Genomic DNA, 26,576 nt, shown 5'->3' on the forward strand with positions numbered 1-26,576 from the left:
ACCGGCCGGCACGCGAGCGGCGTTATGCGGGGTTCTGGTTGCAGGTTACGAGCGCCAAGCGGGCGAAAACGGGAGAATCGATCACAGAATCCGGCAATTCGGCCGTCCGGCTAACGCCGGAGCGGACCCAGATCAAGCGCCCGACATAACAAATTAACATCAGATTCGCCGCAATCCGCTAGGGACAAGAGCGCGGCAACGGCATCACACGCGAAGCACCGTCTGCGGCGATCATCCAGCGGCGGCACGCCGGTAGATGGCCTCGAGCAGCCGCAGATTCTCATCCGGCGCGAAGCGCTCGAGATAGGCGGTCCGGGCAGCCTGCCCCCATGCCGTTGCGAGATCGGGGGCGCCCAGAAGCTCAACAATGCGCTGTCTGAGCCCTGCCGCATCGCCCGGCGGCACCAATGCGCCGGTCTTGCCGGCGCTCACCACCTCGGCAAGTCCGCCGATCTCGGATGCGATCACCGGCGTCCCCTGTGCGAAGGCTTCGACCACGACCATCGGAAATCCCTCGTACCATAGCGACGGCACGACCAGCGCCCGGGCACTCGCCATTTGCCGAAGCACGTCTGCACGCGAGAGCGCGCCGAGGAATCTGACATTGGCGGGCGCCCGAGCTTCGAGCGCAGCGCGCTCCGGTCCTTCACCAACGATCCGCAAGGGCATGCCGGTCCCCGCAACAGCATCCAGCAACACGCCAACGCCCTTCTCGCGGCTCAGCCGTCCGACATAGAGCAGCCCGGCGCGCGGTATCGCCGCATCGGGCGGCCCCGGATCGGCCATGAAGTTCGGCTTCACGTCGATCCGACCGGCATCGAAGCCTGCCTGCGCGAACAGTGTTCGGGCAAACTGCGTCAGCGCGATCAGGCGCACACCGGGACGCGTCCAGGTGCCGCGGCGCTGGTGCCGCGCGATCATGTAGGCCGATGCCAGCGAGCCCGGCAGCGATCCGCGGTAGCAACGATGGGCAGCGCCCCAGAGGTGGCCGCGGTCCAGGCATTTGTGGCAGATGCGACCGTCGCGCAGCAGCATGCCGCCGGTGCATATGGTGCGATAATTGTGCAGCGTCACCACCGCAGGCACGCGCTTCTGCCGGCAGACATCGAACACGGCGGGCGACAGCAGCGGGAAGAAATTGTGGACGTGGACGATGTCGGGGCGAAAGCGGTCGATCGCCTCCGCGACGGCCCGTTTTCCCTCCGCATTATCGGCGATCGACAGCGTCGTCGCGATCCGCGCGGCAAGCGAATTGATCGCTTCGTTGCTGACCGTGAGCGTCTCAACACTGTGTCCAGCGTCGCGCAACAGGTCGACTTCCGCTTCGAACACGACGTCTTCGCCGCCGCGTCCCTGATACCTGTTGTGAGCAACCAGGATCTTCATGATCGGCGTGCCGGCTCAGGAAACCAGCGCAGCTCCGTCACCAGGCTGTGGCCGGCGGCGAGCGTTCCGGAGCCGATCAGCGTCGTCGCCGGGACCTTGAGATCGAACGACGGCGAATACCAGCCGGCCGGCACGGTTTCGTCGCCGCGATACACCGTCCAGCTGAGCGCCGCCGGCAACTCGAGCTCGCCGCGACCGCCGGGCCATGACAGTCGCGCGTGACGCCCTTCGAGCTTGCATTCGACGTCGGGACCAAGATGCCAGCTGAGGCTCGCCGGCACCGCAAGCCCCTCATCGGCAAGCACAATATCGGTGACGACGAGCCGCGTCGCCAGACGCTGCAATTGCACCGAACGGCGATGCACGAGACGATCTGCTGTGTCCTGATATCCCGAATGCTCCGCGACCCAGCTCGCGTCCACATCACGATCGTCGAGCCCGCTGGAAGCGATCAGCCGGCTCTGCGCATGCCGCGTCCACAGAAACGGCCCGCCCGACACCGACTGGTCGCGCGCGAACAGGCAGAGCGTGTTGTGCGCCAGCGTCGAACGGAAATAGGCACGCCATCGCGGATCGCCGTGATAGCAATAGGTGCCGGGGTCGGCGAGGATATCGACGCCGCCGATCCTGCATTCGAGCGACAGCGCATCCGCATGGGCATGCCCCGCAATGCGGCCGAAGCCATGCGGGCCGTGATCGCAGCGGCACCACACCGCTCGGTCGGCATCGATGAGAAAGGTCTGCCCCGCCTCATCAAGCAAATGCGGGCGGCGCGCGGGCCGCGCAGCGATGGCACGCGCCTTGATGCCGTCGGTCAGAAAAAACGTGCGCAGATCGGGCTCCGCCTGTTTGGGCCACCATGGCAGATCGCCGAACAGGCGCGCGCCGGTGGCGAGCAGACCGAGCCAGCGATTGCCGGCCGGATCGTCGAGCAGCAGGCCAATGCCCTCGTCGCCATCACCCTGACGGGGTGGATGGGCGCGATCGTCGAGCATCGCGGCAATGACGTCGCTCATGCGGCACATCGTGGACCAGACCACGTCGCCGAGCTGGTGCCCGGACGCTTCGCCCTGCACTGCCACGGCCAGCAGCAGTTCGAGGACAAAGCCGTGATAATCTGTCGCGAGCTCACGATTGGTGCCGCAGGCGAAGGTTTGCGCAACAGCCTCATCTGCCAGCGTCCTGGCGGCATTCTGGCGCCACAGCGCGCTGTCGCGAAAGAACGGAAACACGCAGGCCGCCACGAACTGCCCGGCAGCCTCCGCGATAATGTGGTTGTTGGCGGAGGAGCCTCGGCTCGGGAACTGCGACAACCAGTATTGATGCGCATAGAGCTGCGTCAGGAACTGCTCGTTGTCCTCGAACAGCGCAGGCGCGCCGGGCCAGTTCTGCAGCAGCTGGCGCACCCAGGCCCACGAGATCAACCGCACGCCGAGCTCGATGCCGCTGATCCAGTGCGGGCCGCGCGGGAATGGATTCTCGCGCCACCAGCTTGTGAGATGCGCGGCCACGCGCCTGGCGTAGCGTTCGTCCGAGGTCAAGTAATACGCCGACGCGAGCACCGTGAGATGGTGGTGACGCGACGGCTCCCAGATGTATTTGATGTTCCCGACCGCGGCTTCGTCGCGATAGGGCACCACAAACGCATACACGTCAGCGGGCGCCCGCTTGCCGCTGCGGATATCGACGAACCAGTCCGGCCGTTCGCCCAGGGCATCGTGATCTCTGGCGAAGACCCGCCAATGTCCGGCGAGAATCCGGTCCGCAGCACGGATCAGCCGCCCGGTGGCCTGCTGCGGAGCGTGCGCCGGCAAAGGCAGCGGCTTCAGCCGCGGCTGCCGCGGGCCCGGGGCAAGCGTGGCGCTGGCGTGTCGTGCGATATCGGGCGGCGTGATGCGCCAGAGCAGGCGCAACAGCTGATCGTTCGCCCGTCCCGCAAGCTCGGACGGCTCCATGCGCTGCAGCCTGCGCAGATACCAGGCCGGATTCATCTCAACGCAGTCAAGGCGCGTGCGACGCCCTGCTCTGCTGCGCCGATCGTCAGATCGACCGGCATCCCGGCGGCTGCGCTCTCCTGCACCGCGAGCGTTGCGCGGGTGGTCGCAAGCAGCGATTCGAGCCCGATCGGCATCGCGGCCCCCGATGCGACCGACGCGATGAAGGCATCCAGCATCGGCCGCTGTCCCTTGTCGAGCCGCGCTTTCTTAGCGGTCCGCTGTCCGGCATGCCAGACCTCGAAGCCCACGAAATTATCGAAGGTGGCAAAGCCGATGCTTGCCGATATTTCAAGCGCCTCCTTGGGCACACGCGGATCGCCGCCGGTGAGATAGCTGAGGCTCGCAACCGAACCGTCGGCAAAGTCGAACGTGGCGATGAGATTGTCGATATCCTTGCCGGCTGCACTCGCGGAGACGCGCACCGGCTCGGCGCCGAGCCACCATGACAATACGTCGATGAAATGGCCGCCCTCGCCGACGAAGCGGCTGCCCTCGCTCTCGGCCTGCAGATACCAGGACGATTTCTCCAGCGGCCCGGCGATGACGCGATATTGCAGCGCCTGCGGTCCCACCGGCGCGAACGCCGCGCGCATGCCCTGCAGCAGGGACGAGAAGCGGCGGTTGAAGCCGACCATCAGCCGGTTGTTGCCGGTCTCGCGGATCACCTGCTCCAATTGATCGAGCGAGCTTGTGTCGATCGCGAGCGGCTTTTCGACAAACACCGCCTTGCCGGCACGCAGCGCTTGCGCCGCGAGGTCGGCGTGGGAGGCATGGCGCGTTGCGATCAGCACGGCATCGATGTCGTCGGCCTCGAGCACCGAGGCCGCATCCGTCGAGGCACGCGCGAAGCCGAACTTGCGCACCGCGGTGGCGCCGCTCAAGCCGGTGTTGGTGGCGACCTCGACGAGATCGACGCGCGCGTGACTTGCAAGCTGCGGCAACAGCATGCTTGAGGCATAATTGCCCGCGCCGATGACGCCGAGCCGGACCCGGCTGCTGCGCAGCGCAACGGCCGGACGATAGACCATCTGCATCGCGCGGGGAGCGCCGTCCGGATAGGCGAACACCATGCCGAGACCAACCTCGCCCCGGCTCATGCGCTCGAATGCCGACGTCGCCTGCTCCAGCGGCACCACGTCGGAGATCAGCGCAGAAAAATCGAGCCGTCCGTCGGCGAGCAGGGCGACGATCGCCTCCATGTTGCGTTTCTCGGTCCAGCGCACGTGGCCGATCGGATAGTCGATGCCGCCCTCCTCGTAGAGCGGATCGTAGCGGCCGGGGCCGTAGGAGCGCGAGAATCGAACGTCGAGCTCCTTGTCGTAGAATTCGTTCCACGGCAGGTTCAGCGCGCATTTGCCGATGTCGACGATGCGGCCGCGGTCGCACAGCAACGCGGCCGAACGCGACGCGAGATCCGGATCGTCGCTGCCCGCCGTGATGAACACGCAATCGACACCGTTGCCCGCGGTCAGCCGGTCGATCCGGGCGCGAAACCCGGCCGCAGCATCGTCAGATGCGACCGCGCAGATTGCGGCGCCCGCCGCCTCCGCCTGACGGCAGCGCGGCTCCAGCCTGTCGAGCCCAACGACCACGACACCGGCGCTGCGCAGCAGCCGCACCATGATCTGCCCGATCAGGCCGAGGCCGATCACGCAGGCGGTCGCACCGAAACCGATTTCCGACTGGCGCATCGCCTGCAATGCGATCGAGGCGATCGTCGTGAACGCGGCCTGGTCGAGCGCTGCACCGTCCGGCAGCGGCACGCAGAGGTTCACCGGCACCCAATTATATTCAGCATGGGTTGCATATTGATTACCGCCGCAGCAGACCCGCGCTCCGACCGCGAAGCCGCCGACACCCTCGCCCACCTCCACGACGGTGCCCGACAGCGAATAACCGAGCGGCGTGTAGGAATCTAGCCGGTTCATCACCTTCTGATAGGTCGCAATCAATCCCTGCTGGCGGACCGAGCGCGCCACCTTGGCAACCTGGTCGGGGCGTGCCCGCGCCTTGCCGAGCAGCGACAGCCGGCCCTCAGTGAATTTCATCATCTCGGTGCCGGTCGACACCGCCGAGAACGCCGTGCGCACCAGGACTCCGCCCGGGCGGCAGCGCGGCGCCGGCACATCGATCAGCTTGAGTTCGCCGCTCTTATAGTTCTGCGCGATCTGCTTCACAGTCGGTCAACGCCTCGAGTTAACAGTGCCCGTTGTACCGCGCCCGCCGCCCGCAATGAAGATAAGAACATCGTGATTGTTATCCCATGGCGCAGAGACTTAACATAGTTATCATTCCAGTAACAGGACCGGTTTGGGCGAGATCTCGACCTCACCGTTGGCGACAGCTCCTTCGCCGCCGTCCAGGCCCTGGTAACGGCTAAAACGCGGGTCGACCCGATGTACGGACCGCCCCCTGGTGGTCCAGAGGATCAGGCCGTTGCGGCCATCCGGCATGCGGAGCTCGACGCGCCAGGTCGACGGCGACGTCCTGCCTGCCGCCACGACGCTGGCGCCGACCAGCCATGACTGGACCGTGCGATAGGCAATTCCGCTCGGAAGCAGCCCGCGCGCCCGGTCCCACAATTTGCCGAAGTCGCTGCCCCCGCCGGCGAACTCGTACCAATAGAACCGGTCGACACCGCTGATCCATTTCAGGATATATGCGCGCGCCAGAAAGCCATCCGGGTTGTCCTCGCGGGACGACCAGCCGGCCTCGGTGTCCCAGATCGGTCTTGTGGAGAGATCGTGCGCGGCGAGGATCTGCTTGAAGCGGGCGATGATTCCGATCACCGCTTCGGGTTCGCTCGTATAGCCGTGGAAGGCGAAGACGTCGGCAAATTGTCCGCCGCCTTGCGCCATGAAGGCCTGTTGCCAGCGATAGCCGTCCGGCGTGCCGTTGGACGACGGCGTCAGCACGGTTAGCGCGGGATCGCTGGCCTTGATGATCTCGTAGGCCCGCTTCTGCATCTGGACCATGGTCGCGATATCGCCCGAGTAATATTTGGGATCCTCGGGCTCGTTCCAGATTTCCCAGTATTTGATGCGGCCGGCGGCGCGCGTAACGGCCGCACGCACCCATTCGTCCCACGATGTGAGATCGGCGGGCGGCGAGCTTGCGCCCGGCGTGAATGCCGGCGGCGCATCCTTCACCGACGCGGCCCAACGCGGCGTGAAGGCGAGATTGAAGACGATCTCGACGTGCTCGCGCTCCGCCGCCGCAAGAATGGCGTCGAAGCGCGCCCAATTGTAGATGCCGGGCGCCGGGTTGATCTGCGCCCAGTAGATCGCGCCCCACAGGCGGACGCCGTCAAATTTGAGCGCCGGCCACGGCTGTGACTGCCCGATCGCATTGATCGTCATGCCGAAAAGCGTCGGCGGGATCACCACGTTCACATGGCTCACATTGAGCACATCGTTTGCCGCCGCACCGGCCCACTGCAGCGGCCATTTGTGAGCCAGCGGCGCCAGCGCACTCAAAACCAGCGCGATCGACGCCCTTTGTGCCCAATCCCTCACTCTACCTGCCATGTCCGTGTCTCGTCGCCGTCACATCCGCGGCGGGATTGCAAAATGGAAGCTGCGCATGTTAATGCAAATGTTAGTCGGATTGCGATGTTGTTAGGTCAATGGTATAGATCATCGCAGATGTCGAGAGCTGAACCATCACCGCGGCGGATCCTGATCATCGTCGAGAACCTTCCGGTTCCTTTCGATCGCAGGGTGTGGTGCGAGGCAACGTCGCTGCGCAAGGCCGGCTATGAAGTTTCGGTGATCTGCCCGAAGGGCCGCGGCCATAACGAATCCTACGAGTGCCTCGACGGCATTCACATTTACCGTCATCCGATGCCGCTCGAAGCGCGCGGGATCGCCGCCTATCTCATAGAATATCCGGTCGCGCTGTTCTGGGAGACGTGGCTTGCGATCAAGGTGGCGTGCAAGCACGGATTCGACGTGATCCATGGCTGCAATCCGCCCGACCTGATCTTCCTGATCGGCCTGCTGTTCAAGCTCGGCGGCAAGCGCTTCGTGTTCGATCATCACGACGTCAATCCCGAGCTCTACGAAGCAAAATTCGGCCGCAGGGACTTTTTCTGGCATCTGCTGCGGCTGGTCGAGTATCTCACCTTCAAGACCGCGAACCTCTCGATCGCGACCAACGAATCCTATCGCGAGATCGCGATCACCCGTGGCCGGATGCCGGCCAACCGGGTCTTCGTGGTCCGGTCCGGCCCCAATCTCGAACGGGTGCGCTCCCGCCCGGCCGATCCGGCTTGGCGCCGCGGCCGGCGCCACAGCGTCGGCTATGTCGGCGTGATCGGCCAGTCGGAAGGCATCGATCTCCTGCTGCAATCGATCGGCCACATCGTGCACGATCTCGGGCGTACCGACATCCAGTTCAACATCGCCGGCACCGGGCCGGAGTGGAATGCGGTCGTCACACTCTGCGAAGAGATGCAGCTCTCCGACTACGTGAACTTCACCGGCGCTATCGCCGACGAAGCGTTGTTCACGATGCTCTCGACCGCGGACGTCTGCGTCAATCCGGATCGCGTCACACCGATGAACGACATCTCCACCATGAACAAGATCATGGAGTACATGGCGCTCGGACGGCCGATCGTTCAGTTCGAGGTTCGCGAAGGCCGGCGCTCCGCGCTCGACGCCTCGCTCTATGCGGCGAAGAACGACCCGCACGACTTCGCCGGCAAGATCATCACGCTGATCGATGATCCGGCACTGCGGCGGACAATGGGAGCATTCGGCCGCAGCCGCGTCGAGCGCGAATTGTCCTGGACGCACGAGGAGCCGAAGCTGCTCGCCGCCTATGAGGCGTTGTTCGCCAGGAAGCTTCCCTGGCAGAGCCGCGTCCCACGCGCGATCGCCACCGCGGAGCGGTCGACCTCGCAGGCGCCCGGCGTCAACGCCAATGCAGCTGCCGGGCGAGCATCGCGTTGAACGCCCCGCCGCCTCACTCACGCGAAACGCGACGCGGCCACGCGCAGGTCGCAGGATTGTCGAAGGTCGAAGCATGAACGTCAGCATTTTCGGCCTCGGCTATGTCGGAACGGTCTGCGCGGCCTGTTTCACCGAGCTCGGCCACCAGATCATCGGCGTCGACAAGAGCATCGCGAAGGTGGACCTGATCCGTGAGGGCCGATCGCCGGTCATCGAGCCGGGCATCTCGGACAAGGTGGCGCACGCGGTTGCAACGGGTCAGTTGACCGCAACCACCGACGCCACCGAGGCGATCGTCAACAGCGACATATCGATGGTCTGCGTCGGCACGCCGTCGTCCGGCAACGGCAACCTCGACCTGACCGCGATCCGGCAGGTCGCCATCGAGATCGGCCGCGGGTTGCGCGCGAAGAACGCGCCGCATACCGTGACGATCCGCTCCACCGTGCTGCCCGGCACCACCCGCGACACCGTCGGGCCGCTGATCGAGGAAGCCTCCGGCAACAAGATCGGACGCGATTTCGACCTCGCCTTCAATCCCGAGTTCCTGCGCGAAGGCAGCGCCATTGCGGACTTCAACGTGCCGTCCAAGACCGTGGTCGGCGCCTTCAATCAGGAAACTGCCGACCGCGTCATGGCGCTCTACAAGGATCTGCCGGGCGCCAAGATCACCCCGCCGGTCGAGACCGCCGAACTGGTCAAATATGTCGACAACAGCTGGCATGCGCTGAAGGTCAGCTTTGCCAACGAGATCGGCACCATCGCAAAGACGCTCGGCATCGACGGCCGCGACGTCATGAACATCTTCCTGCAGGACACCCGGCTCAACATCTCGCCGGCTTATTTGCGGCCGGGTTTTGCCTTCGGCGGCTCCTGCCTGCCGAAGGACGTCAAGGCGCTGAAGCACCTCGCGCACAGCCGTGGACTGTCGACGCCGGTGCTCGAAAGCATCCTGCCGAGCAACGACATGATCATGTCGCGCGGCGCCGACTGGATCCTGTCGCATGACGGCCGCCGCATCGCGTTCCTCGGCATCAGCTTCAAGGCCGGCACCGACGATGTCCGCGACAGCCCCTTCGTCGAGTTGGTCAAAAGCTTGCGCGGTGAGCAGCGCGACATCCGGATCTACGACCCGAACGTGCAGCTGTCGCAACTGATCGGCGCCAACCGGGAATTCTTGATGCGCAACCCTGAGCTGGTCGGCTTGCTGCATGACGATGTGACATCGACGATCGAATGGGCCGACATCATCGTGCTGACGACGGCCGATCCGTGCTTCGTTGCGGCGTTGAAGGCAACCCGGCCCGACCAGGTCGTGCTCGAACTGTCGGACATTGGACTGCCCCGAGGGGTGCGCGCCAAAGTGAGCGGCTTCCACTGGTAGGGAACACCATGGCTCCCATGGCCCAGACCCGCGACCGACCTGAAATCCGCTTTCACGACGAGATCTCGTCGGAGTGGGAGAGGCTGCATCAGAGCCGCACCTTCAAGGCGCGCACCGCAGCGATGTTCGATCTGCTCGGGAACGCGGACCTCAATGGCCAACGCTGGCTGGATGCAGGTTGCGGCACCGGAACGCTCTCCCGCCTGCTCGCCGCGCGCGGCTGCGACGTCACCGGCGTCGACGCCTCATCGGAGATGATTGCGGCCGCGCGCGACCGCCCCGCCGACGGCCCGCCGGCCGACCGGCTCACATTCCGGCAGATTCCGACCATCGCAAACCTGCCGTTTGCGGATCGATCCTTCGACGGCGTGCTCTGCGCGAGCGTGCTGGAATATGTCCCCGACGTGGCGCAATGCCTCGCCCAGATCCATCGCGTGCTCAGGCCCGGCGGGCTGCTCCTGGTCTCGATCCCCAACCGCGGATCGCTGCTGCGCCAGGGCTACAAGCTCGCGCGCGCGGCTTCGTCGCGCGTGTCGGCGCGGCCGCTGTTCCGCTACCTCGCCTTTTCCAAATTCGACACCACGCCGGCCGTCATGCAAGGCCTGTTGCGACAACATGGTCTCACAATGCTCGGCGTCGGCTTTGGCGGCTCGCCGCTCCCGCCGGCGCTCGACCGCCGGTCCGCGGTCGGCACGCTGATCAACATCCTCGCCCGCCGCGACGATTGATACGGCGGCAGATGCCCGCCTCAGGCCTTGATCGCCATCAGCGACTTGGTCATGCCGAGATATCGTTCGCGATAGATCTTCGCGTCCGGGAACGTCTCCGTCATCTCGCGCCAGTCAAATAGATGCCAGTCGGGCGCGGTCCGCTTGAACCAGAAACGGTTGAACCTTTCGATCAGTGCGATTTGCTGTCGCCTCGGCAACAGGACGATGATTCCGGGCAGCCAGGTATGGCTCTCGATCGGAAAGTACCGGTGCGGCGTCTGCACGTAAAACGACTTCGCGACCCGCGATATCTCGCCGGCAAAGCGATTCTGGTGCTCGCGCGCGATAGTCCGGAATGCCGTGTCATCCTCGATCGTCACGACGTCCTGCTTGGGCCCGGTAACATGTTCGATCACCGACGAGCAGAAACAGAAGTCGAACGCCTGATCCTCGAACGGCAGACGCTCGGTCTCCTGCAGCAGGACGGTCTTGAACCCGAAGCGTTCGCGCGCAGCCTTCAAATCGTCGGCCGATATATCGCAAACCGTGATGTCGGTATGGCGCGGCAGAATCGCGCGAATGTGCCGGCCGGTGCCGCCGCCGAGATCGAGGATCTTTGCGTCGAGCGGCAGGTTTACCGTGCGGACGAGGAACTCGCCGCGCCGCTTGCGTGCTGCACCGGAAAATCGGGCTTGAATTGCGCCCAGCAATGTCAGTCTCCTGCTACCGGTTGCGTCGGTCTAGCACGGCACGCGCAATTGTTCACGCAACGGCATATCGGCTCTCTGCTTCCGCTCATTTGATCGCCTCAAAGAAGATCGACTCGTCCGGCCGGTTGTCGAGCCGGTCGATGTCGGGGCAGATGCCCTCGCGATAGGCCCGGGTGTGGGTCTCGGAACAGCCGGCATCGCGGAACAGCGCCGCGAGCGAGGCGCGCGTAAAGCCCCAGTGATGCGCGAAGGCGGCCTCCTTGCGGCGCTCGATCTCGAACACGCCCTTGAGGAAGGCCTGCGGCGCTGCCGGATCGTAGAGCGCGACGATCCTTTCCATGTCGGGGACGACGATGCGGCATACCCCGCCCGGCGCCAACACCCGCGCGATCTCGCGCGCCAGCCGCTCGACCTCGTCAGGAAACAGGTGCTCGAAGACATGCGCGCTGAACACCGCCGAGAGGCTGCCATCTGCGAACGGCAACGGCTTGGTCAGGTCCATGTAGCGCAGCCCGGCAAACCTCCCCTGGCGATGCTCGGCATAGCGGGCGTCGCTCAGCAGGCCGGCGAGATGCAACGCTTTGGCCGCGAACGGCAGCCGCGCGATCCACAGATGCATCGTGATATCGGTGTTGATCCAGCCCGCGATGCCGCAATTGAAGGCGCCGATATGCAGCTTCGAGAGCGAGCGGCCGGATGCGTCGCCGGTCATATCTGCTCCCGCACCGAATTGGTCAGCACGACCACGATCACCGATGCCGCGCTGGAGGCCACCATCGCCGCAGCCGCCCCCATCACCCCCCACGCCTCGGCCGCAAGCGGCAGAACGCAGCACAGCGCGAGGAGGCCGGCGATCCGGCTCAGCATGAACCGCTGCGGCCTGCCGGTCGCAAACAGCGGCAGCGCGAGGCCGAGCCACACCGCGTCGAGCGCCATCGCGGTCCCCATCAAGGCGATGCTGCCGGTACCGATCTCGTAGCTCTGGCCGTGGATGACGAGGGCGAGCATGCGCTGGCCGAGCAGCACGACCATCGCGCCATAGGCGAGCGCGATCGAGCCGAGCAGCACGGCATTTTCGCGCGCAGCAGCGGCGACCGCGCTGCGCCGGCCGGCGCGCAGCTCGGCTGCGATCTCCGGCAGCCGGACCGAGAACATCGTCGCGCAGAACTGGCTGAGCGGTGCGAACACCAGGAGCAGGATCCGCAGCGACGCGCTCGCGTCGAGCCCGATCAGGAAGCCGCAAACCGGGATCAGCCCGATGCTGCCGATCCAGTAGGTGAGCGAGGTCGCGACGAACCAGCGACCGTTACGAAACAGCCGCCGCAGCGAGCCGCGGAAGATCCTGGTCTGCGGCCAGGCCAGTTCGTGGGTGTGAGCGAGCAGCAGGCTGCCGGCGAGTGCCGCGGAGATCGCGATGCACGCCATCGCGGCGGCAGCACCGGTCAGCTTGAGCGTGATCATCAGCCCAGCCGAGACGACAACCGCCGCGCAATAGGTCAGCGACGACACCACCGCGCGCGGCAGCCGCCCATCGAGATAGCAGATGCGGCGGAACATGCTTTGCAGCCGAACCGCAGGGATCGCGAGCCCGGTTGCGATCACGAGCCCGCTCGCGACGCCGCCGACCGCAACGATCACGAGGCCGGCAATCACCAGCAGCAGGCCAAGCGCAGCCGAGACCAGCAGCGACGACAGATAGAGGCCGAGCCGCAGTTGCGGCCACAGCGATTTCGGAATGCGATTCGCGGTCGCCGGCAGCCCGTCGTCGAACAACCCGCGCAGAAACACCGCCTCGATCAGGATCGAGAACGACCAGGCGACGCTGAATCGGCCGAACGAATTGATATCGAGCACGTTGGCCAGCACGATCGTCAGCACGAAGGCCGAGCCGCTGAGCAGCGCCTGATCGATCAAGCCGAGCGCGACATTGCCCCCGGCGCGCCGCAGTCGGCCGAGCGCTCCGCGCGCAGCACCGGCCACCCGGGTCTGGGCCGCCATTCGATCCGGCCTTTCGGTCAACGCACTCACGCCTCACTCACACGCAGTCTGGCAAACGCCCGCCGCGGCGCCGTTTGCAGCCTGGCTTCCGGCCCGAAATAGCACCAGAACACCAGCACGCAGCCGAAATAATTATGCAACAACTGGCTCGAATCGTTGGCTGACGCGATCACGACGAACAGCAGCATCGCGAACGGCGCCAGCCAGTACATCCCGCGCCGCTCGAACGTGAAGACGATAGTGTTCCACAACGCCCGCGCCAGCAGCAGCATATAGAACGCACCGCCGAGCAGGCCGAACTGGAGGAAGGCATCGAGATAGGAATTCTCGAACGAGCCGAACTCGGTGTTCCATGGCGCCATGCTCGTCAGCTCGTTCACGGGCGAGTTCGGCAACTCGTTGAAGAACCCGGAGAAGCCGTAGCCCAGCCAGGGGTGTTGCCAGAAGAAGTGCGGCCAGACCGCCCAGAGGAACGAGCGGCCGGTCAGGTTTCCACTGCGGCCGACCAGCCCGTACAACGCGTCGCTCGGCACGGCGAACATGACAAGCGCAACAAAGGCGAGGCCGAGCCAGTAGATCGAGGCAGCTCCCCTGTGCCCAAGCACCACCAGCAGCAGCCCGAAAGTCACGGCGAGTGCCGTCAACATGCTGATCAGCGGTCCTGCGGCGCCGGCCGCGGCGAGCGCAAAAATATGACACCCCATCAGCAACAGCGACCAGCCGAACTGCCGCCGCGGCCCCGCCAGCATGCGGACGAAACAGATCAGCACCATGAGACCGAAGAAGGCGCCCGCGAGATTCTTGTGGCCGAACACGCCGGCATAGGCCTGGGTCCCGAGCACGGTCGGCCGATGCAGCGGGTCATAGTCCCATTGCGAGCCGATCACCGGAAACAGCAGGACGTGAACGATCAGCACCACGATCCCGATCCGGAACAGAGTGTCGACGAGCCGATCGACGGGACAGCTGATCACGACCCATGCCGAGAACAGCGTGGTCAGGAGGTACATCGCGAACTTGATCGACGCGCCCGCGGGGTCGGCGCTCAGCGCCAGTGACACCAGCGCGAAGGCAATGAACGTCAGGTAGAGATGCGATTGCAGCATCAGCAGGCCGAAGCGCTTCCGATCGACCGCAATGTGCAGCATCAGCAGGATATAAAGCAGCAGCCACGCGCCACGGAACAGCGTGGACTCCCCGGCCCGTTCCGTGAACGAGATGCCCTCGATGAAATTGAACAGGAAATAGATGCAGCCGAGCACCATCACCAGATAAGCGTGCAGAAAGACCTCGGTTCGAAACCACCATCTGCCGATCATTGAACGGCTTCCTGCCGGGCCGGCGCCCTCAAGAGATGATCGACCGCGGCTGCAAAGCGCGCCGCGGCGTCGGCAAGTGCATCCTTTCGCACGCTCTGCCGGGCCTGCTGCGACATCGCCTCCCAGCGCGCAGGATGTTCGAGCAAGCGGCGCGCCGCGCCGACCCAAGCCCGCTCATCGAGCGCGCAAACATGGCCATTAATCTGGTCGCGCACCAACTCGCCGCCTGCCCCGACATGGGGCGACACCACGCAGGGAACGCCGCACTGCAAGGCCTCGTTGCACACCAGACCCCACGGTTCCAGCAACGAGGGCAGCAGCAACAGCCGCGATTGCAGATAAACCTGCGATATCGTCTGCCACGGCACATAGCTGTCGTGGTTGACATCGATGCCGGCGTCGCCGAGTCGCGCCAGCATGCGCTGCTCGGCAGCGCCGGACCCGACCACGCGAACCCTCAAGCCGGGCAAGACCCGGCCGAGCGCGATGGCGACGTTCTCGAAGAAGATCGCGTTCTTGGCGTCGTCGTTGATGCGGGCGCACCAGAGCAGGTGAAATGGACGGTCGTGGAAACCCGGGACGGTGTCCGGCGGATCCCATGCCGGCACCAGCGGCACCACGAACAGATCGTCGTCGCCGACACCCTCGCCACGAAAATACGCCCTGCCCTTGTCGCTGCAGCACACGACCGCGTCGCACTGGCGCAACAGCCATGGCCGCGCCAGGCGATGATAGGCCGTGTTCGGCATCGTCTCACGCCAGCCGTCGATCGTCAGCGCCAGCGCCCTGCCGTTGGCGCGCGCCCATGCCGCGCCGGCCAGCATCGAGGGATAAAGCCCATTGACGAACAGCAGGTCGGGTGCCAGCGCGTTCAAGGCGCGCCTGATCCCGATATTGAGATGGGTGTAGCGCGACCGCGACAGCGGGATCGAGACACCGGGCACCGTGCGCGTCGTGTAGCGCGGCGTGAACGATCCCGCCCAGGAGCGATCGGCCTCCTGCGCGGTACAGGACAGCACCGCGAGATTGAGCCCACGGTCGACCAGCTCGTTGTAGAGCCGGTTGGTGTAGGGTGTGATCATGTTGTTGAAGACGACCACGCGCGGCGCCATGGCTTATCCGTCCCGCGGCGGCGGCGGCGCCTCGGCGCGCCGGCAGAGCGCCCCGCAGTGATAGGTCGCAAGCCTGGTCGCAAGCCCGGGGCTGACCGACAACAGCGACTTCCGCACAAGGCTCTTGGCAAGCCCCTTGACTCGCGATGAATGAAAGGCGTGCACCGGCAGGCTGTGATCATAGGTACCGAAGCCGACAACATCGAGCCCCGCGGTCTCCAGCACCAGGCGAAACGTGTCCGGCGTGTAGAAATTGATGTGGCCGATGTCGAGCGTCGATTGCAGCGCCCGGCGATTGGTCCGCGCATGCAGCTCGCACGGCACTTCGAGATAGATGAAATTCCGCGCCACCCGGGCAAGCTCGTGCAGGAACGCGCGCGGCTCGGGCACGTGCTCGAGCACGTGGCTGGCATAGACGAGGTCGAACGATCCGTCGGCGAACGGGATCGTTGCACCGTCATAGCTCGACCAGCGGAACGGGGCCGAAGCGGCCCCGTCGGTCTCCAGGTTGGTTGCAGGGTCGATGACGTCGATGCCGGTGAAGTCACGGCCGATGCCGATCGCGGACAGCCGCGCCAGCACGGCGCCGGTGCCGCAGCCGACCTCGAGCACATTGTCGACACCGGCGGCGGACGCACCGAGCAAGCCGGCGATATGATCGGCCTTGTCGACCGCGCATACGCGGCGCCAGTCGCGCTCCCGCGCCGAATAGACGCCCTCATAATGCGCGTTATGCTGTCCGATGCTGAATTCCATCGTCATGGTCTGGCCATCGCTGCGGGCGGCATTCGGGCAAGCTCGTGCCAGGCGGCGGCACGCCGGGGCATTCCACCCCGCGTCTCACTCGGTGTAGCCATATCGTCCGTAGTGCGAGTTGTAATAGTAGTTCTTGCCGCCATAGCCGCTATAGCGGCTCATCGCGGCGATATCGGCCTTGTTGAGCACGACGCCGAGCAGGTTCTCGTTGACCGCACGCGCGCTGCGCAGCGCCCGCTCGACCACCTGCACCTGGGTCTTGCCCCATTCCACGATGAAGACGAAGGAATCGACGAAGTGCGCGGTAATGCGGACATCGACCACCGGCGTCAGCGGCGGGAAGTCGACGATCACGTAATCATAATGGCCGCGGACCCCGGCGATGAAATCCTTCATCTGGTCGGAGGCCAGCACCTCGTGCGAATGCGCGATGCGCGACCGTGTAGCGCCCGGCAGGAAGGCAAGACCGGTCTCGGGATCGCGCCACAGCGTGTCCTGCAACGTCGCATTGTTCGACAATACATCCAGAATGCCACGCTCGGCGTTCGCGGCGACCTTGCGGCTGAGCGAGGGATTGCGCAGGTCGCAATCGATCAGGAGCACGCGCGCCCCGCTCTGGGCGACCAGCTGCGCGAACACGAAGGCCAGCGTCGACTTGCCCTCGTTGGGCAGCGCCGAGGTCAGGCCAAGGATCTTCGACGGCTTGGTGACGTTGAGGTCGGCATTGACCTTGATCGAGCGGATCGCTTCCGAGAACCGCGAGAATGGTGAATCGATCGCCGCCCACAGCACCGGCTCGTCGCCGCGCTGGATCACGCGCGCGGCGACCGGCAGGTTCGGACGACCGGCCACCGGCGCCTTGAGCTGGCTCGGCGAGAGGCGGGGAACAATCGCGACGCAATCGGCATCGAGGGTGGTCTCGACCATTTCAGCGGTGCGGAACACCCGGTCATAGAGGTCACGCAACACGCCGAGCCCGAGCCCGGCGATCAGGCCGCCGAGCGCCGAGAGCGCGAGCACGACCAAGGTCTGCGGGTGGCTCTTGCTGAGCGGACGCGAGGCACGGGTGATCACCCGCGCCTCGCTGACCGGAAACGACTGCTGCTGCACATTTTCCATATAGCGCTGCAGGAAATTGTCATAGAGCGAGCGATAGGTCTGGGCCGAGCTCTCGAGCTCGCGCAGCGTGACCTGCGCCTGGTTGGTGGACTGCGACTGCGAAACCGAATCGTTCACGGCGCGCTCGATCTCGGTCTGACGCTGCAGGGCGATCGCATAGTCGCTCTTGTAGCTCTCGGCGAGCCGCTTCAATTCGTCGATGATCGACGACTGGATCTCGCGCATCTGGTTGCGCAGATTGACGGCGGCCAGATGATTGTAGCCGTAGCGGGACGACCAGTCGGCCTCGCGGTTGGCAAGTTCGAGATATTGCGAGCGCAGCTTGGTGATGACCTGATTGTTCAGGGTATCGGCAACCGTCGCATCGGGGACGCCTCCCTTCACCACCGCCTCGATGCGGTCGAGCTTGGCCTTGGCGTCGGCGACCTGCGACTTCACTTGGACCAACTGGGTGTTGAGCTCGCCGAGTTGCTGCTCGTTGAGCAGCTTGCCGCTGGACGTGACGATGTTGTTGGTCTTCTTGTAGTCGAGCACCGCGCGCTCGGCATTGGATGCCTGGGTGCGCAGCTCCTGGATGCGGTCCTGCAGCCAGACGCTGGCGCGGCGGGTCGCCTGATACTTGGAGTCGAGCTGGTCGACGATGTAGGCGTCGGCAACACCGTTGGCGATCTGCGCAGCGCGTTCCGGATCGAGCGAGCGGAAAGAGACCTCGATCACATAGGTCATGCCGCGGCGGCGGACGTCGAGCTGCTTCTGGAAGGTGCGGACCGCGCGCCGGGTCCGGTCGAACTCGTTGGGCGGCGCGCGGCCGGCAAACAGGCCGGACACGAAATCCAGCACCGCTCCCGCCGCGCCGGCCCTGGAGCCGATGAATTCCGGATCCTCGTTGAGCTTGAGGTCGCGGATCACCGCTAGCGCCACGTTCTCGGACTTCAGGATTTCGACCTGGCTCTCGACCGCGGAGGAATCGACCGGGAGCTCGCTCACCGGCGATTGCTGCTGGAAGGTCTGGAATTTGCGCGTGTCGATGATCATTGTGGCGAGCGCGGTATAGCTCGGCGCCGCCGTCATCAGGTAGCAGATGCCGCCGAACAGGCAGAGGCCCGCCGTCCCGAGGATCACCCGGCACTGCCGGAGCAGATAGGTGACAAAGGCGTCGAAGGTCTCCGCCAGCGACGGCAGTTCGGCCGGACGATTTCTCAGATCGACAGACGGCGAAATCTGGTTGCGCTGAAGCATCTCCGTCCTATCGCCGCGCCGGCAGGATGCATCCTGCCCTCGCGCCCTCCAATGATGCTGAGAAGCGTCCAGTCGCTGACACCGAAGCGCGTAGCTGCAGAGAATTCTCCATTGGCGACCGCGAGCCCGCTCAGAGAGTAACAGTTGAAAGAAGCGTGTTGCCGCTACGGGCCTCGAGCGCGCCGCCGCCCGGGCGCCGCGCGTGCCAAGACCGCCAGGCGCGGAGCGGAAAGACCGCCGGATCGCTCAAATGTGAACACTGCCATCTCCCTAACGAATACTAACAGCTCGTTAGCATAGTCGGGGTTATCGCGCCAATTAAAACCCCTGCCCGGCCGCCCCCCGGGCTGACCCGTGAAACTAACGCTAACTGGCGAACCGGCCGCAAACAGGCGCTGCGCGCGGTCACTGTGGCCGGCCTCGTCCATGCGATCCTTGGCGCCCCGCAGCCGCGATAATGACGGCATCGAGCGTGATCTGGAACGACATATCGATCATTGAATGATTTGCGCCGGCGTCCCGAACTTGATCGAGTTGCGGAGCAGCGTTGCGTTGTAGGCCGCCACGATCGGATCGTTCACCGTTGCGGTGACGAGGCGGATCTGCTGCATGAGCTTGGCGTCCTCGACAGATGCCGCGTTCGACGCATAAAGCACGTCCTTGTTGCGCAACTGGAAACGCGTGGCCAGGAAATAGCCGGCCGGATCGCGGAAATTGATGTTGTACACGACCGGGATGATCGGCCCTGAATATTTGCTGACGTCGATCCCAAGCTTGGCCGCCACTTCCGGCAGCTCGCCGCGATAGACGAACACCGAGGCCGGATCGGCCGAAGAGTCGTTCAGGCCGCCCGCCTTGGCGACCGCTTCGGCGAGCGAGATGCGCCAGGCCTCGAAATTGAACTGGCCCTGGGCGCCCGACGCGCCGAAGGCGACGAAGGTCTGCGGCTCGCGGTAGACATAGATGGTGTCACCCGGATGCGCGTAGATGTTGCTCTTGGGCTCGTAGACCAGCTGGCCGAACGGCACTGTCGTCCGCTTGCCGTCGCGCTCCAGCATCACCCAGGTATCGAAGCCCTGCCCCTTCGGGCCACCGGCGCGCGTGATGGCGTCGAGCACGCGCTCGCCCGCGGCGTTGGCGGGGAAGCGGTTCGGGTTATTGACCTCGCCGAGCACAGAGATCAGCGAGGTACGCTGCTCGATCAGGGCGACCACCGCTTGCGGCTCGATCGCGCGATTCTTCAGCGCATCGACGATCGAGCGCTGCACCTCGGTCGGGGTACGGTTCTTGGCCCGGATCGCGCCGGCATAGGGCACCGAAATGTTGCCGTCGGTATCGACGTTCTGGTTCGGCAACGTGATGTAGTTGCCGGGACGCACGCCGGCCTCGGCCGGAATGAACAGACCGCCGGCGGCGGCCTCGAAGATCGTGACGCTGACGACGTCGCCGATGCCGAAACGGATGTCCTTGGGCGGCGGGCCTTGAATGCCGCCGGCGAGTTGCGGCGCGAATGACGCCAGCACGTTCTCGACCTGCGGCGTGATCTTGACCATCGCGTAGGGCAGGCTTTCCGGATCCCGCTGCCCGGCGACGACATCAGAGCTCGTCGGACCGTTGGTCGGCATGTAATGGCAACCGCCGACCCAGCAGGCGGCCGCAAGCAATAACATTGCTCGAATGAAATTCGCACGCGACATTTAAAATGCTCCGGCCGTGCCGTAACACGCCGACTATCACAATCACAAGGTTACGTGATATAATGTTAGCAAGGTGAGGCAATTCAGCGACACTGGCGCGGCGCCGTGAGGCACGGCCCGCGTGACCTCACTCCGGCTTTGATTTCGTGTGATGTTCCGATTATCTGTGAATGAGATGGTTTGAGTTAACCGGTTGAGGGTTCGATGCCCTGCATGAAGCCACTGGCGATCGTACTGGGAACTGTCGCTCTGCTTGGCGGCTCTCTCGGCTGCTCTCCTGGCGGATCTGGCGTTTTTGCCGCGGAATTGGCTGCTTTTCCTGCTCCACGCGTCGCGCAGCGCGTCGGCGGCAACTGCCAGCGGCTGCAATATTGTCATGGCGATGTCTGTCAGTGGAAACGGGTCTGCTGGCACGGTTGCCCGGATCGCTATTCCTGCGCGCCGCTCTATGGCGCCTATGGGCCGTATGGCGGCCGCGACTACTGGGCCGCCTATAGTTACGGCGACCTGCGCCCGTTCTAAATGTTAGTTTATCAACATAGTCGCCGGCCGTTCGAACACCAGCCGGCATCGCGCCTGCCGATTTGCGACGACCGGTTAACCCCGGCTTAGGACCCGGCCCGATAATATGCGGGCGCAGGGTTTGGTTATGTTATTTGTTTTGCTTGGCAATTTGATCGGCGGCGCCGTGCTCGGGCTGCGCCAGCACTGTCTGGTGCTGGTGCCGGTCGCGCTTGCGGAACTGATGCTGCTGGCTGCCGTCGGCGTAGCGCGCCTCTCGTGGTCGGAGACCGCGCTGCTCATGATCACCGCCATGGTATCGCTGCAGGGCGGATATCTCGCGAGCACCTTCGCGCCGCGGCTCCGGTCCCGCACCTCGACGCCGCTCATCGCCCTGCGCCGTCCGCATTAACGCGACATAACGCTGCCTTATCTGGCGCGCCCGATTTCCATTGACCTCGCGGCGAGCCCGGGGCATCCCGCTGCCTTGCGTTCTCACCTTCCACAGGACCTGTTTTCCAAGGATTTGCCCCTCCCGTGTGGAACGTCACGGCTTTCATCTGCATCTTGATCGGGGCGTCGATTCCGGCGGGTCTGATCGAGGCGTCGCTCGCCATTGGCCTGGTCGGCGCCGCAACGTCGCTCGGGCTGCTGGCGGGCCTGACGGCGATCCGGCCAGGTGAGCTGTCTTTCCTGAAGCGGGTCGCCGGGCCCGCTGTTGCGGCGGCGCTCGTGCCGATGCTCTGGATCATCCTGCAGATGCTTCCGCTGACGTTCTGGGCGCATCCGGTGTGGAAGTTCGCCGGCGAAACATTGGAGACACCGCTCAGCGGCAGCATCACGATCGATACCGGCGCAAGCCTTGGCGCGCTACTGCTCTGGCTGTCGCTGCTCGCGGTCATGATCGCCGCCGCGGCGATCGCGATCGATCCCCGCCGCGCCGACAGGGTGGCCCGCAGCATTGCAGCGACGGCGGCCGTCGCGGCGCTGATCCTGCCGTTGTATGGCGATCCGCTCAAAGCCTGGCTCGGCGCTACGCGAGACGAGACGGCAAACGGATTCCTCGTCGTCGTTCTGATTGGCGTCCCGCTCAGCCTTGCGCGCGCGCTCGATGTCGGCGGACATATTGGCGGCCGCACGGCGGCCCGGTCGGCCCGATTGCGCCGGCTGCTCGCCGCCAGCGCGCTGTTTTGCGCCGCCAGCGCCTGCTGGTACGGCCGGCGTGGCGCCGCTATCGCAATCGCAGCGGGCATCGCGCTCGTCCTGATGACCTTCGCCGCGCGAAAGCTTCATCTGCCTCGCTGGAGCAGCGCTGCCGCTGCGGCTGCGATCGCGCTGATCGCGCTGGTGACGGCGGTCGCCAACCGTCGTCCCGACGTGGCGCTTGCCATAGCCTTCGCCCATGCGCCGGACGAGCTCGTGCAGTCGACCCACAATCTGCTCGCCGACCTGCCCGTGCTCGGCAGCGGCGCCGGCACCACCGCGACGCTGGCATCGACCTACATGGACTGGCAAGGGGCGACTACGCGGCCCGTGGTGGCGACCAGTGCCGCAGCCTTGATCGCGCAGTTCGGTTCCGCCATGTTCTGGACTTCACTCGCGGTTACGATCGTGGGCATCGCTGCTTTCACGGCCGGTGCACGCAATCGCGGTCGTGACTGGTCCTATCCCGCGGCGGCGGCAGCCGTGTTGCTGACGCTGGCGCTCGCCACCTTTACCTTGCCGGAATTGCCGGCGCTGCCCGGAGTGATCGTGTTGGGAGCCGTGATCGGAACAGGATTGGCACAGCGGATCAGCCGTTCATCGTTGCAGGCGGGCTAGACCACAGATGCGCAGCCTCCTCCGGCGTATGGTCGGCCAGACCGGCGACCTCGAACATGACGAGGGCGACGACACCTGCATCTATGCGGTCGGCGATATCCACGGACACGCCGACCTGCTGCACGATATCTGCGCACGGATCGATGCCGATATGCGCAAGTTCCGGCCGGCGCGGCCGATCCAGGTCTTCCTCGGCGACTACATCGATCGCGGACCGGATTCGCGCGATGTGATCGCGATGCTCGAACAACGCCGCCGGACCCACAGCGTGGTCTGCCTGCTCGGCAATCACGAGGCCTGCCTGCTGGAGTTTCTGGTCAATCCCGACATGCTCGCGCAATGGCGGCAATTCGGCGGCCTGCAGACGCTAATGTCCTATGGACTGACGCCCTCGCTCAATCCCGACGCCGCGGAACGCAGGGCGCTCGCCGGGCAGTTGGTCCGCCAGATGCCGCCGGCCCATCTCGCCTTCCTGCGCTCGCTGCCGATCACCTTTTCCTGCGGCCGCTATTTCTTCGTGCATGCCGGCGTCAGGCCCGGCGTCGCGCTCATGCGGCAGCGCGAGGAAGATCTGCTCTGGATCCGCGACGACTTCCTGGTGTCGGAAGATGATTTCGGCAAGGTCGTGGTCCACGGACATACGCCGGTGCGCGAGGCCGAGCTGCTGCGCAACCGCATCAATGTCGACACCGGCGCCTATGCGACGGGCCGCCTGACCTGCGTCAAGCTGGAGGGCGCGCGGCGAACCCTGCTGATGACCGGCAACCGGGCAGCGCGCCATGGCTGACGCGAAGGCTGACGCGAGCCGGCATCACCCGCGGCAGCTGTCGCCGGCCTTCGTGCCAGCCGCAATCCTGATCGGCGCCGCGACGCTGGCGTTGTCGATCTGGTGGCTCGCCGCCGATGCATTGCGCGGCAACCCTTCGCTCGCGGCCGCCCTCGGCGTGGTCAGGAGTGAGCTGTGGCTCGCCGACGGCTGGAGCGAGTTGCAGACCTCGCCCGAGGCGGCCGAAGCCGCCTTCACCCGTGCGCTGCGGCTCTCGCCGACGGACGCCGGCGGCTGGTTCGGCCTCGCCTCGGCGACCGGGCGGTTCGACTGGCTGAACCCGACCGCATCGAAGGCGCTGAAGATGTCCTACTACACCGGCTTCAACCGCAGCGACCTGATCGCGCCGCGCCTGATCCTGCTGGCGCAGGTCGATACCACGCGCGATGTGGAACTGGTCGATCTGCTGCAGCGGCAGGTCCGCCTAATCCTCACCCGCGCGCCGGAGCTGAAGGGCGCGATCGGCCAGGCCTATCGCGTGGCGACCGATGCCAACCGGCGCATCATCGAGGCGGAACTCAAGGACGCCAGCCAGAGCATGCCGGAGTAGTACGCGCCGGCACACGGGCAGCCGTCGGATACACGATCCGCTAGATTCCCTTGTGCCGCAGCACCGCGCCCACGGTGCGCAGCAGGATGCGCAGGTCGAGCACGAAGCTCCAGCTCTTGATGTAGATGAGGTCGTGCGCGACGCGCAGCTGCATGTCCTCGATCGCGGGCGTCGCGCCGCGCAGTCCCTGCACTTGTGCGAGACCGGTGATGCCCGGCTTGACGTGCTGGCGCTGCGCATAGCTTGCGATCAGCTTCGAATATTTGTCGTCATGCGCCAGCGCATGCGGTCGCGGCCCGACCAGCGACATGTCGCCGCGCAGCACGTTCACCAGCTGCGGCAGCTCGTCGATGCTGCGGCGGCGCAGCGTGGCGCCGATCCCGGTCAGCCGCGGATCGTTCGCGCGAGCCTGGGTGATGACATCGCCGTCCTCGAGCACATGCATGGAGCGGAATTTGAGGATAATGAATTGCCTGCCGTCGAACCCGTTGCGGCGCTGCCGGAACAGGACCGGCCCCCTGGAGTCGAGCTTGATCGCAATCGCCGTCCCGATCAAAAGCGGCGCGAACAGCACCAGAAGACCGCTCGATGCCACGATGTCGAACAGCCGCTTGCCGGCACGCTCGAGCGAGGTCAGCGGCGAGCGCTGCATTTCCAGCGTCGGTATCGGGCCAGACGCCACCATCCGCAGCGCCAGGAACCGCTCCGCCGTCCGATCCGGCAGCAGCCGCACCGGCAGCGGTGACGCCCGCAGCTGATCGCACACGAACTGGATGCGCGGTTCCTGCTGCCAGGGCATCGCCAGGACGATCTCGTCGGCGCCGCACTCCCGTGCCGCGCGAATCGCCGACGCGACGGCGGCGCGGTCGCCCGCGTCGTCCGACAGGCCGGACAACTGGATCCGTCGCACCTCGCTGAGGCCGAAATCGCGCAGCAGGCTCGATTGCCGCACCCGGGACAATTCGTCCGCTGTCCCGACCAGCACCGCACGGCGCGTCGCCAGCATGCCGCGGTCGATCGCACGTTGCAACGGCGCCTGCAGCAGCATCCGTCCGGCCACCAGCCCAAGGCCGCCGATCACGCCAAACGACATCACCGACCCGCGCGAGACGCCGGAGCCAACCTTCAGAAGGAAGATGATCAGGGTCATCAGCAGGACCACCAGCAGCCACCCGCCGAGCAGGCTGCTCCAGCGCCGGTCGAGACCGGCCAGCACCTGCGCATTGTAGAGGCCCTGCGACTTCGCCACGAACATGTGAAGGATGGCGGCGAGGACCCCGATCCCTAGAAAACCCTCGAGGCTGTTGCTATAAACCGTGTGGTAGTAAAATAGGTGATAGGCCGCGCCGCCAATGATGCTGGACAGTACGACGATGATCATCTCGAAGCCGACAGCAAACGCGTCGAGCGAGGCAAAAGCGAACGAGAACGCGCCGAAGCTAACCGGTACCTTCGCTATTCGAGCGTTCGAAAGGTCCGCCATCGGGAATTAACATTCGTGTTAACAATTCACATGTTTAATATCAGGCAGATCGTGAGCTCGCAAGACCTGCCGGCAATATCAGGCAGAGAGCGTCTATGAGTTCATCGGCTGGCGAAACCGAGGCCGCGCTGCTGGCCCTCCTCCATCTCATCCGCCTGATGGGCGCCGAGCTCGTCGCAGGCCAGCACCGCGACGACGTCGAGATGCTGGTCAAGGCGGTCGAAACAAAGCTGCGATCAGCCCGTTTTCCCGCCAAAATGCCGAATCAGGACATTGTCAAAGGCCTGGACCTCGCACAGGCGAGGCTGCGTCCGATCCTCGAGGAGCTGCGCGCAAGATCAGAGAAAGCGCATCTGAGCGACCAGCTGCTGCTGGCTCCCAGGCCCTCGCGTATCCACTAGCGGATTAGCTTATACCGGATCAGCTTACGTCAGCTCTGGATTTCAGCTCTGGATTTCGCCACGGCGGGGCAAACCGTTCCCGCCGCTGGATCTGAGCGCGAGCTTCTCCTCGATCTTCATCTTCTCGAGCAGCAGGTCGGTCACAATCCGGCGCAGCCGTTCATTTTCCAGCCGCAATTCGTCAATACGGTTGTGAGAGTGGGGAATACCATCTCGATCATCGGAACGAGCGGCAAGCTCGGTCACAGTACCGTGCGGCTGATGGCTGCGTGCAGCCTCCTGCTTGCGCCAGCGGTGAAATGTCATCACGCTAACGCCCAGCACCTTGCACGCCTGGGCTTGTGACTGCCCCCGCGCCATGAGTTCCTCGGCTTGTTTGACCTTGGAACTGATCTCGTCAGTTGAATGACGCCTCATTGGTCATCTCATTGCCCCCTAGATTAGCAATCATCGCATGGCCTATAAGCTATGTAAATGCAACAGGAAATTCAAATTGAGGATTTCCCGGGGGGCCTTCGGGAGCCTCGAACTTGCCGTCGGCAGCGCCGCATTGTGCGAAGAAACACCGAAGCTGCAAGGTGTTTACCGGAATATATGAGCAATATTCCCGAC

The 26,576-nt window shown here is 65.0% G+C and carries 23 protein-coding genes; 9 read left to right on the forward strand and 14 right to left on the reverse strand.

The genetic code is table 11. The features are described from left to right. Positions 1-231: 231 nt before the first annotated feature. The 4 genes from ACVW1C_RS06345 to ACVW1C_RS06360 all read right to left on the reverse strand — a co-directional run bounded on the left by ACVW1C_RS06345 (position 232) and on the right by ACVW1C_RS06360 (position 6,910). Positions 232-1,386, reverse strand: a complete 1,155-nt coding sequence (locus ACVW1C_RS06345; RefSeq protein ID WP_456757671.1) for a glycosyltransferase family 4 protein — start codon at positions 1,384-1,386, stop codon at positions 232-234. Next, complete coding sequence (locus ACVW1C_RS06350) at positions 1,383-3,377, reverse strand: alginate lyase family protein (RefSeq protein ID WP_456757672.1); 1,995 nt, start codon at positions 3,375-3,377, stop codon at positions 1,383-1,385. The genes ACVW1C_RS06345 and ACVW1C_RS06350 overlap by 4 nt, the downstream gene beginning before the upstream one ends. Further along, positions 3,374-5,560, reverse strand: a complete 2,187-nt coding sequence (locus ACVW1C_RS06355) for a bi-domain-containing oxidoreductase (protein ID WP_456757673.1) — start codon at positions 5,558-5,560, stop codon at positions 3,374-3,376. Before ACVW1C_RS06355 ends, ACVW1C_RS06350 begins: the two co-directional genes overlap by 4 nt. Positions 5,561-5,671: 111 nt before the next feature. Further along, complete coding sequence (locus ACVW1C_RS06360) at positions 5,672-6,910, reverse strand: glycosyl hydrolase (protein ID WP_456757674.1); 1,239 nt, start codon at positions 6,908-6,910, stop codon at positions 5,672-5,674. Positions 6,911-7,027: 117 nt separating this feature from the next. Between ACVW1C_RS06360 and ACVW1C_RS06365 the strand changes: the two genes are divergently transcribed. From ACVW1C_RS06365 to ACVW1C_RS06375, 3 genes are all read left to right on the forward strand, one after another. Continuing rightward, complete coding sequence (locus ACVW1C_RS06365) at positions 7,028-8,338, forward strand: glycosyltransferase family 4 protein (RefSeq protein ID WP_456757675.1); 1,311 nt, start codon at positions 7,028-7,030, stop codon at positions 8,336-8,338. A gap of 73 nt (positions 8,339-8,411) precedes the next feature. Then, positions 8,412-9,722: a nucleotide sugar dehydrogenase gene (locus ACVW1C_RS06370; RefSeq protein WP_456757676.1), complete on the forward strand. Its 1,311-nt coding sequence runs from the start codon at positions 8,412-8,414 to the stop codon at positions 9,720-9,722. Positions 9,723-9,730: 8 nt separating this feature from the next. Next, entirely contained in the window at positions 9,731-10,450 is a 720-nt protein-coding gene (locus tag ACVW1C_RS06375) for a class I SAM-dependent methyltransferase (RefSeq protein ID WP_456757677.1), read from the forward strand. A 20-nt stretch (positions 10,451-10,470) separates the two neighbouring features. Here the strand turns inward: ACVW1C_RS06375 and ACVW1C_RS06380 are convergent, their stop codons facing one another. The 8 genes from ACVW1C_RS06380 to ACVW1C_RS06415 all read right to left on the reverse strand — a co-directional run bounded on the left by ACVW1C_RS06380 (position 10,471) and on the right by ACVW1C_RS06415 (position 20,382). Then, a complete protein-coding gene (locus tag ACVW1C_RS06380) occupies positions 10,471-11,142 on the reverse strand; it encodes a class I SAM-dependent methyltransferase (protein ID WP_092125221.1) in 672 nt (223 codons plus the stop codon). An 85-nt stretch (positions 11,143-11,227) separates the two neighbouring features. Then, positions 11,228-11,854, reverse strand: coding sequence for a class I SAM-dependent methyltransferase (locus tag ACVW1C_RS06385; RefSeq protein WP_456757678.1), 627 nt, complete (start codon positions 11,852-11,854; stop codon positions 11,228-11,230). Continuing rightward, a complete protein-coding gene (locus tag ACVW1C_RS06390) occupies positions 11,851-13,140 on the reverse strand; it encodes a polysaccharide transporter (RefSeq protein WP_456757679.1) in 1,290 nt (429 codons plus the stop codon). Before ACVW1C_RS06390 ends, ACVW1C_RS06385 begins: the two co-directional genes overlap by 4 nt. A gap of 26 nt (positions 13,141-13,166) precedes the next feature. After that, positions 13,167-14,459, reverse strand: a complete 1,293-nt coding sequence (locus tag ACVW1C_RS06395) for an O-antigen ligase family protein (RefSeq protein WP_456757680.1) — start codon at positions 14,457-14,459, stop codon at positions 13,167-13,169. Beyond that, a complete protein-coding gene (locus ACVW1C_RS06400) occupies positions 14,456-15,571 on the reverse strand; it encodes a glycosyltransferase family 4 protein (RefSeq protein ID WP_456757681.1) in 1,116 nt (371 codons plus the stop codon). The genes ACVW1C_RS06395 and ACVW1C_RS06400 overlap by 4 nt, the downstream gene beginning before the upstream one ends. A gap of 3 nt (positions 15,572-15,574) precedes the next feature. Beyond that, a complete protein-coding gene (locus ACVW1C_RS06405) occupies positions 15,575-16,333 on the reverse strand; it encodes a class I SAM-dependent methyltransferase (RefSeq protein ID WP_456757682.1) in 759 nt (252 codons plus the stop codon). Between the two features lie 78 nt (positions 16,334-16,411). Beyond that, positions 16,412-18,685: a polysaccharide biosynthesis tyrosine autokinase gene (locus ACVW1C_RS06410; RefSeq protein ID WP_456757683.1), complete on the reverse strand. Its 2,274-nt coding sequence runs from the start codon at positions 18,683-18,685 to the stop codon at positions 16,412-16,414. Between the two features lie 494 nt (positions 18,686-19,179). After that, positions 19,180-20,382, reverse strand: coding sequence for a polysaccharide biosynthesis/export family protein (locus ACVW1C_RS06415; protein WP_456757684.1), 1,203 nt, complete (start codon positions 20,380-20,382; stop codon positions 19,180-19,182). Between the two features lie 306 nt (positions 20,383-20,688). Between ACVW1C_RS06415 and ACVW1C_RS06420 the strand changes: the two genes are divergently transcribed. The 5 genes from ACVW1C_RS06420 (at position 20,689) to ACVW1C_RS06440 (ending at position 24,080) form a co-directional block, all read left to right on the forward strand. Beyond that, entirely contained in the window at positions 20,689-20,904 is a 216-nt protein-coding gene (locus tag ACVW1C_RS06420; RefSeq protein ID WP_456757685.1) for a hypothetical protein, read from the forward strand. 127 nt (positions 20,905-21,031) lie between these two features. Further along, positions 21,032-21,295, forward strand: coding sequence for a hypothetical protein (locus ACVW1C_RS06425; RefSeq protein ID WP_456757686.1), 264 nt, complete (start codon positions 21,032-21,034; stop codon positions 21,293-21,295). A 125-nt stretch (positions 21,296-21,420) separates the two neighbouring features. Continuing rightward, complete coding sequence (locus ACVW1C_RS06430; protein ID WP_456757687.1) at positions 21,421-22,704, forward strand: hypothetical protein; 1,284 nt, start codon at positions 21,421-21,423, stop codon at positions 22,702-22,704. A 7-nt stretch (positions 22,705-22,711) separates the two neighbouring features. Then, positions 22,712-23,491, forward strand: a complete 780-nt coding sequence (locus tag ACVW1C_RS06435) for a metallophosphoesterase family protein (RefSeq protein ID WP_456757688.1) — start codon at positions 22,712-22,714, stop codon at positions 23,489-23,491. Then, complete coding sequence (locus tag ACVW1C_RS06440) at positions 23,484-24,080, forward strand: hypothetical protein (protein WP_456757689.1); 597 nt, start codon at positions 23,484-23,486, stop codon at positions 24,078-24,080. The genes ACVW1C_RS06435 and ACVW1C_RS06440 overlap by 8 nt, the downstream gene beginning before the upstream one ends. 40 nt (positions 24,081-24,120) lie before the next feature. Here the strand turns inward: ACVW1C_RS06440 and ACVW1C_RS06445 are convergent, their stop codons facing one another. Continuing rightward, on the reverse strand, positions 24,121-25,563 hold the full coding sequence (locus ACVW1C_RS06445; RefSeq protein ID WP_456757690.1) for an undecaprenyl-phosphate glucose phosphotransferase: 1,443 nt from the start codon (positions 25,561-25,563) through the stop codon (positions 24,121-24,123). Positions 25,564-25,658: 95 nt separating this feature from the next. On the opposite strand from ACVW1C_RS06445, the gene ACVW1C_RS06450 reads away from it, so the two are divergent. Continuing rightward, on the forward strand, positions 25,659-25,964 hold the full coding sequence (locus ACVW1C_RS06450; protein ID WP_456757691.1) for a hypothetical protein: 306 nt from the start codon (positions 25,659-25,661) through the stop codon (positions 25,962-25,964). Between the two features lie 42 nt (positions 25,965-26,006). Here ACVW1C_RS06450 and ACVW1C_RS06455 read toward each other — a convergent pair whose 3' ends face one another. Continuing rightward, positions 26,007-26,381 carry a helix-turn-helix domain-containing protein gene (locus tag ACVW1C_RS06455; protein WP_456757692.1) on the reverse strand — a complete coding sequence of 125 codons (375 nt, stop codon included), beginning with the start codon at positions 26,379-26,381 and terminating at the stop codon, positions 26,007-26,009. Positions 26,382-26,576 lie beyond the last annotated feature (195 nt).

Source organism: Bradyrhizobium sp. USDA 4011, assembly GCF_054063415.1.